8 protein-coding genes are annotated in these 9,024 nt (G+C 70.1%); 2 read left to right on the forward strand and 6 right to left on the reverse strand.

Annotated elements, in window-relative coordinates:
• From D183_RS24530 to prmB, 5 genes are all read right to left on the reverse strand, one after another.
• Positions 1 to 469: type IV pilus assembly protein FimV (locus D183_RS24530; RefSeq protein WP_441365737.1), on the reverse strand; the 469-nt coding region annotated here is incomplete at its 3' end.
• A 488-nt stretch (positions 470 to 957) separates the two neighbouring features.
• Positions 958 to 1,983, reverse strand: a complete 1,026-nt coding sequence (locus D183_RS0111405; RefSeq protein ID WP_017909102.1) for an aspartate-semialdehyde dehydrogenase — start codon at positions 1,981 to 1,983, stop codon at positions 958 to 960.
• Positions 1,984 to 2,084: 101 nt separating this feature from the next.
• Positions 2,085 to 3,122 carry a 2-hydroxyacid dehydrogenase gene (locus D183_RS0111410; RefSeq protein WP_026144389.1) on the reverse strand — a complete coding sequence of 346 codons (1,038 nt, stop codon included), beginning with the start codon at positions 3,120 to 3,122 and terminating at the stop codon, positions 2,085 to 2,087.
• Entirely contained in the window at positions 3,115 to 4,218 is a 1,104-nt protein-coding gene (gene aroC, locus D183_RS0111415; RefSeq protein WP_017909104.1) for a chorismate synthase, read from the reverse strand. Before aroC ends, D183_RS0111410 begins: the two co-directional genes overlap by 8 nt.
• 10 nt (positions 4,219 to 4,228) lie before the next feature.
• On the reverse strand, positions 4,229 to 5,155 hold the full coding sequence (gene prmB / locus D183_RS0111420) for a 50S ribosomal protein L3 N(5)-glutamine methyltransferase (protein ID WP_017909105.1): 927 nt from the start codon (positions 5,153 to 5,155) through the stop codon (positions 4,229 to 4,231).
• A gap of 79 nt (positions 5,156 to 5,234) precedes the next feature.
• Between prmB and D183_RS0111425 the strand changes: the two genes are divergently transcribed.
• Positions 5,235 to 5,885, forward strand: a complete 651-nt coding sequence (locus D183_RS0111425) for an SCO family protein (RefSeq protein ID WP_017909106.1) — start codon at positions 5,235 to 5,237, stop codon at positions 5,883 to 5,885.
• Positions 5,882 to 6,727, forward strand: coding sequence for an archaetidylserine decarboxylase (gene asd, locus D183_RS0111430; RefSeq protein WP_017909107.1), 846 nt, complete (start codon positions 5,882 to 5,884; stop codon positions 6,725 to 6,727). Before D183_RS0111425 ends, asd begins: the two co-directional genes overlap by 4 nt.
• Before the next feature lie 431 nt (positions 6,728 to 7,158).
• On the opposite strand, the gene D183_RS0111435 is transcribed toward asd, so the two are convergent.
• A complete protein-coding gene (locus D183_RS0111435) occupies positions 7,159 to 8,757 on the reverse strand; it encodes a transglycosylase SLT domain-containing protein (protein WP_017909108.1) in 1,599 nt (532 codons plus the stop codon).
• Positions 8,758 to 9,024 lie beyond the last annotated feature (267 nt).

Raw genomic sequence — 9,024 nt, forward strand, 5'->3', positions numbered from 1 at the left:
TGGCAGGCGCTGGCGCCGCGGTGGACGTTTCGCGGGCGATGCGGTCGGACGGCTGCGCCGCGGCCGGCGCATCGATCGCCGGTGCATCGATCGCGGCGGCGGTGTTGGGCGCATCGATCAGCGCGGAGTATTCGCGGATCAGCCGCCCCTGGCCCCAATCGACCTCGATCAGGAAGCTCAGCGACGGCACGTCGACCGGCATGCGGCTGCTGACCTGGATCACCGCGCGGCCCTTGCGGGTCTGGGTGAAACGGAACTGCAGATCGCTGACCAGGCCCTGCGGGCGCTCCAGCCCGACCCGCGCGAAGGTCGCCGGCGAGGCGAGCGCCACCCGCGCCCGCTCCAGTTCGCCCGGCTCGTTGGAGATCACCGGGATCTCGGCCAGGAAGGGCTCTCCCGGCTTGGACAGCACGCGGATATCGCCCAGGCCCAGCGCCAGCGCGGCCTGGCTGCAGGCCAGCAACAGCAGCGCCGCGGCGGCGCGACAGACATCGCGCAGCCCGCGCACGGCGGACACAGCATCGCCGCGACGGCGACGGAACAAACGTGGTTGTAGGCGCATCCCGCCCCTGCCCCTTGGAGTCATGTCCATCAATATATATGAAGCGGGGATTGGGGATTTGGGATTGGGGATTCGTTGCGGGCATTGCAGCGGCGGCGGGGTCGAATTGCATGGGTTGGCGCGCAATGCCGACGGAGCGCTGGCGTTGTGGTGGGGAGCAGGTGTGGGAAGGGATTCAGCCCGGACACTGGGTCGGTAAAGCCCGTCGGGACTGAAGTCCCTCCCACACAGGCGCCGCTTGAACTGCGCCATGCGGCACGACGCAAATGCCGGACACGACAACGGCCAGGGCATGCGCCACTGGCCGTTGCGTGGTTGCCTGGAGATAACGCGCTCCGCAGCGCCGAAACGGCGCTGCGGGGCTCTTACGAATCCCCAATCCCGACTCCCGAATCTCAGCCCTCCTGGGCGACCAGCTCGGCCAGCTGCACCGCATTGAGCGCAGCGCCCTTGCGGATGTTGTCGGCCACCACCCACAGGTTGAGGCCGCGCGGGTGCGAGAAGTCTTCGCGGATGCGGCCGACGAACACCGGGTCCTTGCCGGAGGCATGGGTCACCGGGGTCGGATAGCCGCCAGCCTTGTGCTCGTCGACCACTTCCACGCCGGGCGCCTGACCCAGCAGCGCGCGCGCCTGCTCGACGGTGATCTTGCGCTTGGTCTCGATGTTGACCGCCTCGGAATGGCCGAAGAACACCGGCACACGCACCGCGGTGGGGTTCACCAGGATGCTGCTGTCCTCGAGGATCTTCTGCGTCTCCCACACCAGCTTCATCTCTTCCTTGGTGTAGCCGTTGGGCTGGAAGTCGTCGATGTGCGGGATCAGGTTGAAGGCGATCTGCGCCTGGAACTTCTGCGGCTCGATGTCCTGGAACGCCAGCAACTGCGCGGTCTGCTTGCCCAGCTCCTCCATGCCCGAGCGGCCGGCGCCGGACACCGACTGGTAGGTGGCCACGTTGATGCGCTCGATGCCGTATTCCTTGTGGATCGGCGCCAGCACCGGCATCAGCTGCATGGTCGAGCAATTGGGGTTGGCGACGATGCCGCGCGGGCGGTTCTTCAACGCGTGCGGATTGACCTCCGACACCACCAGCGGCACGTCGTCGTCGTAGCGGAAGGTCGAGGAGTTGTCGATCACCACCGCGCCGGCCGCGGCGAACTTCGGTGCGTATTCCTTGGAGATGCCGCCGCCGGCCGAAAACAGCGCGATGTCCACGCCGCTCGGGTCGAACGTGGCCAGGTCGAGCACGGTGACCTTGTGGCCCTTGAACTCGACCTGGCCGCCGGCCGAGCGCTCGGAGGCCAGCGGGTACAGCGTGGCGACGGGGAAATCGCGCTCGGCGAGGATGCTCAGCATGGTTTCGCCAACGGCACCGGTGGCGCCGACGACGGCGACGTTGAAACGACGGGTTGCATTGCTCATGGAAGATTCGATCCGCAGAAAAAGAAGGGGGAGGAACAGCCGCACTGCCACGTGGATTCGGGGAACCTGCCGTGCGCGTCGCGCGCGGCGCCGCAGGCTCCCTATCGTTTTTTGTCCGCGATCGCCCGCGCACCGATGCTGGCCGCGGCGATCGCGTCCAGGTTCAGCGCGTTGGGCGGGCGCCCGGCGTCGGCGCCGATGCCCAGGGCGGCGAGCAGGTTGTCCACCGCCAGCACCACCATCGCACGGCGCGTGGCCACGCTGGCGCTGCCGATGTGCGGGGTCAGCACCACGTTGCGCAGCGCCAGCAGCTCCGGACGGATCGCCGGCTCGCCTTCGAACACGTCGAGTCCGGCTGCGGCCAGACGCCCGTTGGCCAGCGCGTCGGCCAGTGCGACTTCATCCACCAGGCCACCGCGAGCGATGTTCACCAGCGTCGCGGTCGGCCGCATCTTGGCCAGTGCGGCGGCGTCGACGATGTGGTGCGACTGCGCGCTGTACGGCAGCACCAGCAACAGGTGGTCGGCGCGCGCCAGCAGATCGTCGAAGCCGACGTACTCGGCGCGATGCGCGCGCTCCACCTCGGCCGGCAGGCGGCTGCGGTTGTGGTACAGCACGCGCATCGAGAAGCCGGCCGCGCGGCGCGCGATGGCCTGGCCGATGCGGCCCATGCCGAGGATGCCGAGGGTGCTGCCGTGGACATCGGCGCCGAGCATGGTCTGGAACGACCACTGCTGCCACTGCCCCGCACGCAGCCAGCGCTCGGCCTCGCCGACGCGGCGCGCGGCGGCCATCAGCAGCGCGAAGCCGAGATCGGCGGTGGTCTCGGTGAGCACGTCGGGGGTGTTGGTGGCGACGATGCCGGCCGCGCTGAGCGCGTCCAGGTCCAGATTGTTGTAGCCGACGCCGACGTTGGCGATGGCGCGCAGGCGCGGCGCGCCGGCGATCTCGGCGGCGCCGATGCGTTCGTTGAGGGTGACCAGGGCGCCGTCCAGCGGCGCCAGCGCCTGCGCCAGGTCCTGCGGCGAATACCTGGTCACGTCCGCGGTGGTGGTCAGCGCGCAATACTCGCCCAGCCGTGCGACGACATCGTCGAACAGCGGCTGGCTGACCCACACCCGCGGCCGCGACTCAGCCATCGCCACCGCCGGGGATGCGCGGCGTGATCGTGCCGACGTCGCCGCATTGCGCGCGGTGGCGCAGCGCTTGGTCCATCAGCACCAGCGCCATCATCGCCTCGGCGATCGGGGTGGCGCGGATGCCGACGCAGGGGTCGTGGCGGCCGGTGGTGATCACGTCCACCGCCTGCCCGTCCACATCCACCGTTGCACCGGGCAGGCGCAGGCTGGAGGTGGGCTTGAACGCCACCGAGACGACGATGGGCTGGCCGGTGGCGATGCCGCCGAGCACGCCGCCGGCGTGGTTGGACTGGAAGCCGTCCGGCGCGATCAGGTCGCGGTGCTCGGTGCCCTTCTGGGTCACCGCGGCGAAGCCGTCGCCGATCTCCACGCCCTTGACCGCGTTGATGCTCATCATCGCCGCGGCCAGTTCGCCGTCGAGCTTGCCGTAGATCGGCTCGCCCCAGCCGGCCGGCACGCCATCGGCGACCACGGTGACGCGCGCGCCGATCGAATCGCCGGACTTGCGCAGCGCATCCATGTACGCCTCCAGCTCCGGCACCTGCGGCGCGTGCGGCCAGAAGAACGCGTTGTCCTCCACCGCGTCCCAGGCGAAGCCCTGCGGCAGCAGCGGCCCGAGCTGCGACAGGTAGCCGCGCACGCGCACGCCGTAGCGCTGCGCCAGCCATTTCTTGGCGATCACGCCGGCGGCCACGCGCATGGTGGTTTCGCGCGCGGAGGAGCGGCCGCCGCCGCGCGGATCGCGGATACCGTACTTCTGCCAGTAGCTGTAGTCGGCATGGCCCGGACGGAACTGCCGGGCAATGTCGGTGTAGTCCTTGCTGCGCTGGTCGGTATTGCGGATCAGCAGGCCGATCGGAGTGCCGGTGGTGCGGCCCTCGTAGACCCCGGACAGGATCTCGATGGCATCGGCTTCGCGTCGCGCCGAGGTGTGCCGGCTCTTGCCGGTGGCGCGGCGCTGCAGGTCGTGGGCGAATTCGCTGGCGTCCAGTTCCAGCCCCGGGGGGCAGCCATCGACCACGCAGCCGATCGCCGGCCCGTGCGATTCGCCGAAGGTGGTGACGGTCAGCAGCTTGCCGAAACTGTTCGCGCTCATGTCGCTTGCGTCACCGGTCCGCGGCCAGCGCGGCGATGCGCGCGTGATGCGCGATCAATTCGCTGCGCTCCACCGCGAAGATGCCCATCTGCCCGACCTTGAACTCGACCCAGGCGAAGTCCACTTCCGGCAGCAACTGCGCCAGCGCGCGTTCGGACTCGCCGACCTCGCAGATCAACAGGCCGTCCTCGCTCAGGTGCGCCGGCGCGTCGCGCAGGATCTTCAGCGCCAGGTCCAGCCCGTCGTCGCCCGCGCGCAGGCCCAGCTCCGGCTCGTGCGCGTACTCGGGCGGCAGCGCGTCGGTCTCGGCATGGGTGACATAGGGCGGATTGGTCACGATCAGCTCGTAGCGGCGCCCGCCCAGCCCGGCGAACAGGTCGGACTTGACCAGTTCGACGTTGTCGGCCAGCAGCCGCTCCTTGTTCTCGGCGGCCAGGCTCAGCGCCTCGTCGCTGATGTCGACCGCGTCCACCTGCCAGTTCGGGTTGTAGTGGGCCATGGCGATGGCGATGCAGCCCGAGCCGGTGCACAGGTCCAGCGCGCGCTCCACCGGGCGTCCGGCCAGCCACGGCTCGAAGCCGGCCTCGATCAGTTCGGCGATCGGCGAGCGCGGCACCAGCGCGCGCGCATCGCTCTTGAAGCTGAGCCCGGCGAACCAGGCCTCGCCGGTGAGGTAGGCGGCGGGGATGCGCTCGGCGATGCGGCGCTCGAACAGCGCCAGCACCTGCGCCTTCTCCGGCGTGGTGACCCGCGCGCTGCCGTAGGCCGGGCCGAGGTCGTGCGGCAGGTGCAGCGCGTGCAGCACCAGTTGCGTGGCCTCGTCCAGGGCGTTGTCGTAGCTGTGGCCGAAGCTCAGCCCGGCGGCGTTGAAACGGCTGGTGCCGTAGCGGATCAGGTCGATGATCGTGTGGAGTTCGGCGGCCGCGTCGGCAGTCATGGCAACAGGCAAGGCAATTCGGCCCCCGATTATAGAGGCCCGGCCGCTATGATGAGCGTTCGTTGCATGGGAAATCAGTATGTTCAACCGCACCTTCGGCATCGTCCTGGTGGTTGCCCTGGCCGCCGGCCTGGGGCTGCTGCTGGCCCAGAAGTACTTCGGCGGCAGCGCCGCCCCGGCCTGGCCGGAGACCCGCACGGTGCGCATGTACCCGCAGCCGCGGCCCCTGCCCGACTTCCACCTGCGCCAGACCGACGGCACGCCGCTGGTGCCGGGCGAGCTCAAGGGCCACTGGACCCTGGTGTTCCTGGGCTTCACCGCCTGCCCGGACGTGTGCCCGACCACCCTGGCCGACCTGGCGCGCGCGCAGAAGCAATGGGAGGCCTTGCCGGACACGCTGCGCCCGCGCGTGCTGTTCGTCTCGGTCGACCCGCAGCGCGACACCCTGCCGCGGCTGGGCGAGTACGCCCACGCCTTCCACAAGGACACCATCGCCGCCACCGCCGACGTGCCCGAGCTGGAGCGCTTCGCCACCGCGCTGGGCTTCGTGTTCCAGAAGGTGCCGGGCAAGCATTACGCCGAGAACCCCAACGACTACAGCATGGACCACTCCGCCGCGATCGCGGTGCTCGACCCGCAGGGCCGCCAGGCCGGGCTGATCCGCCCGCCGTTCGATGCCGCGGCGATCGCCGCCGACCTGCAGGCCCTGACCAAGGCCACCGCCCCATGAGCCTGACCACCCGCCTGACCTACGTGCTGCCGCACCGGCTGCTGTCCTCGCTGGCGCGGCGCCTGGCCTACTCGTCGCGGCCCGGGCTCAAGCAGTGGCTGATCGACACGGTGGTGCGCCGCTTCGGCGTGGACCTGAGCGAGGCTGCGCAACCGGACGCGACCGCTTACCCGACCTTCAATGCCTTCTTCACCCGCGCGCTGAAGCCGGGCGCGCGCGTCGCCGATCCCGATCCGCAGGCGCTGCTGATGCCGGCCGACGGCCGCATCAGCCAGCTCGGCCGAATCGAGGATGGGCGCATCTTCCAGGCCAAGGGGCAGTCGTTCACCGCCGCCGAACTGCTCGGCGACGACGCGGCCGCGACCCCGTTCGCCAATGGCCTGTATGCCACCGTGTACCTGTCGCCGCGCGACTACCACCGCGTGCACATGCCCTGGACCGGCACCCTGCGCGAAACCGTGCACGTGCCAGGGCGGCTGTTCAGCGTCGGCACCGACGCGGTGCGCAGCGTGCCGCGCCTGTTCGCGCGCAACGAACGCCTGGTCTGCCATTTCGACACCGACTTCGGCCCGATGGTCTCGGTGATGGTCGGCGCGCTGCTGGTGTCCGGCGTGGAAACGGTGTGGAGCGGCGTGGAGATCCCGCGCTACGCCGACCGCATCACCCGCAAGGACTGGCGCGGCAAGGGGATTACCCTGCAGCGGTTCGAGGAGATGGCGCGCTTCAACTACGGCTCCACGGTGATCGTGCTGCTGCCGCCCGGCGTGGCCGCGTTCGACCCGACGCTGAAGGCGGAATCGCCGGTGCGGCTGGGGCAGGCGCTGGCGCGGCTGGTGCGCTGAGGCGTGTAGGGCCGCGCTGCGGCCCCTTTGTGCAGAGACACCCTTGTCGGAGGGACTTCAGTCCCGACGCATGGAAGGTGACAAACCACCAACCCGCAATGGATGACCGAAAAGCCGCACACCCAACACCGCGGCAGCCGTACCCTCATCCGGCGCTTACGCGCCACCTTCTCCCAGGGGGAGAAGGGATGGGCCGCGCTCGGGTCTCGCGGCCGGAGCTTCAGCTAGCGACCCGCGAGATACAACGGCACCCACTGTGGGAGGGACTTCAGTCCCGACGCATGGACGGTGACAGACGGTCCGTCCGCGATGGATGACCGAAAAGCCACACGCCCAACACTGCGGCAGCCGCACCCTCATCCGGCGCTGGGCGCCACCTTCCCCCGAAAAGGGGGCCATGGTCCCGGAGGGAGAAGGGAGCGGCTGTGCCCCTACTTCTCGCAGCCCACCAACTTCAGCGACTGGCCCGGCTTCAGCGCATAGCCCGGGGCGCGCAGGCCGTTGGCCTTGGCCAGCTCCTTCAGGTCGCAGTCGTGACGGTCGGAAATCCGGCCCAGGGTGTCGCCCTTGGCCACGCGGTAATTGCGCACCTGCTTCTGCTTGGGCTTGGCCGGCGCGGGACGGCCGGTGGCCACCGTGGTCGGCACGCCGGCGACCGGGCTGACGTCGCCCACCGCCACGTTGCCGGTGAGGTCGGCGACCGGCGCCGGGCTGCCGCTGCGCACGGCGGAGGTGACGTCGGCGGTGATCAGCGCGCGCGCCAGGTCGGCGCGTGGGCCGCTGACGCAGTAGCGGTTGTACAGGCCGACGATCTTGGTGGTGGCGTTGATGGTCACCCCGGCCGGGATCCAGCCGTCCGGCTCGTAGCGCGGGTTGAGGTTGCGCAGCGCGCGCATGTAGCCGTCGCGGGTACCGTCGCTGCCCAGGCAGATGGTCAGTTCGTAGATGGTGGTGGACTTGGCCAGACGCAGCGTGGCCGGCTGCGCATTGATCTTGGGGAAGGCCACGCCGTACTGCTGCGGGTGCAGGAAGATCCACGCCGCGGCGATCACCATCGGCACGTAGTCCTTGGTCTCGGCCGGGAACTGGTTGTACACCGACGCGTCCCAGAAACTGCGGCCGGGCATCTGGTTGAACACGCGCGCGGCGCGGCCTTCGCCGCCGTTGTAGCCGGCCAGGGCCAGTTCGACGCTGCGGTTGAGTTCGGCCATGCGCTCGTTGATGTAGACCGCGCTGGCCTCGGCGGCGCTGCGCGCGTCGTAGCGGGTGTCGAAGCCAGTACCGTCCGGGCCCAGGCCGAAGCGGCGCCCGGTGGCCGGCATGAACTGCATCAGCCCGGCCGCGCCCACCCGCGAATTGGCGTGCACACGGCCGTTGGACTCCTTGGCGATGATGCCGAACAGCAGCGCTTCCGGCAGGCCGCGCTTCTCCCATTCCGGCCACATGATCGCGCGCAGGTTCTGGTAGTTCTCGTAGCTGCTCATCAGTGCCGGCCGCATGTCGGTGAGCCAGCGGCGGATGCCGGCCTGCACCGCCGGGTTGTACTCCACCATCGAATCGAAGGCGTGGCGCTTGTCGTTGAGCAGGCGCGCCGCACGCGCGGCTTCCGGCACATCGGCGGCGAGCGGGCTGATGTGGTCGGGGTCGGCCTGCAGCGGCGCCGAGTCGTCGTCGGCGGCATCGGTGTCGCTGGCCTGGCCCTGCGCGTCGGCCTTGGCTTTCAGCAGGCGCTTGTACGCACCCAGATAGGTGCCCACCTCGCAGCCGCGCTGCTTGATGCAGGCCTGGATCACGTCTTCGATGTCCTCCAGCGCGGCGTCGCTTTCCTGGGTGCCCTTGGGGTCGCTGTTGCCGACCAGCACCAGGGCGTCGTTGTAGCGCTTCTCGGCGGCGGCCAGGCGCTGGTCGAGGACGGCGATGGCGGCCTGGTCGCGGGCGGACACACGGGCTTGGGCGGCAGGAGCGGTGCAGGTCAGCGCCACGGCAGCCGCGACGGGCCACGCGTGGGTGAAGCGGAACGGAAGGGGCATGGTGGGACGCGGCGACGGAAAGGCCGCAGGGTAGCCCCCGCCGTCGCATCGCGGCAAGGTCGCGGCGGCCAGGGTCCGGCACGCGGCGGGGCCAGGGTTCATCGCCGGCGGCCATCCCGCACCGCAACACAAGTACCGCGCGCGCTGGCTCCCGCGCCACCGATGTCGTCCACCATGCCGGTGCCGCCCCCGCGAACGACCACACCTCACAAAGACCGCGGTTGGCCGGGAGTACGGCAGTTGCAGGCCGGCGCAGCGCCCCCCCCA

Origin of the sequence: Xanthomonas sp. SHU 199 (assembly GCF_000364665.1) — a bacterium.
In the GTDB taxonomy this organism is placed as follows: Bacteria; Pseudomonadota; Gammaproteobacteria; order Xanthomonadales; family Xanthomonadaceae; genus Xanthomonas_A; species Xanthomonas_A sontii.

What these genes read in the sequence shown, in the direction of transcription:
- D183_RS0111405 (WP_017909102.1), bottom strand. Translation starts at nt 1,983, where the DNA reads ATGAGCAATGCAACCCGTCGTTTCAACGTCGCCGTCGTCGGCGCCACC.
- D183_RS0111410 (WP_026144389.1), bottom strand. Translation starts at nt 3,122, where the DNA reads ATGGCTGAGTCGCGGCCGCGGGTGTGGGTCAGCCAGCCGCTGTTCGAC.
- aroC (WP_017909104.1), bottom strand. Translation starts at nt 4,218, where the DNA reads ATGAGCGCGAACAGTTTCGGCAAGCTGCTGACCGTCACCACCTTCGGC.
- prmB (WP_017909105.1), bottom strand. Translation starts at nt 5,155, where the DNA reads ATGACTGCCGACGCGGCCGCCGAACTCCACACGATCATCGACCTGATC.
- D183_RS0111425 (WP_017909106.1), top strand. Translation starts at nt 5,235, where the DNA reads ATGTTCAACCGCACCTTCGGCATCGTCCTGGTGGTTGCCCTGGCCGCC.
- asd (WP_017909107.1), top strand. Translation starts at nt 5,882, where the DNA reads ATGAGCCTGACCACCCGCCTGACCTACGTGCTGCCGCACCGGCTGCTG.
- D183_RS0111435 (WP_017909108.1), bottom strand. Translation starts at nt 8,757, where the DNA reads ATGCCCCTTCCGTTCCGCTTCACCCACGCGTGGCCCGTCGCGGCTGCC.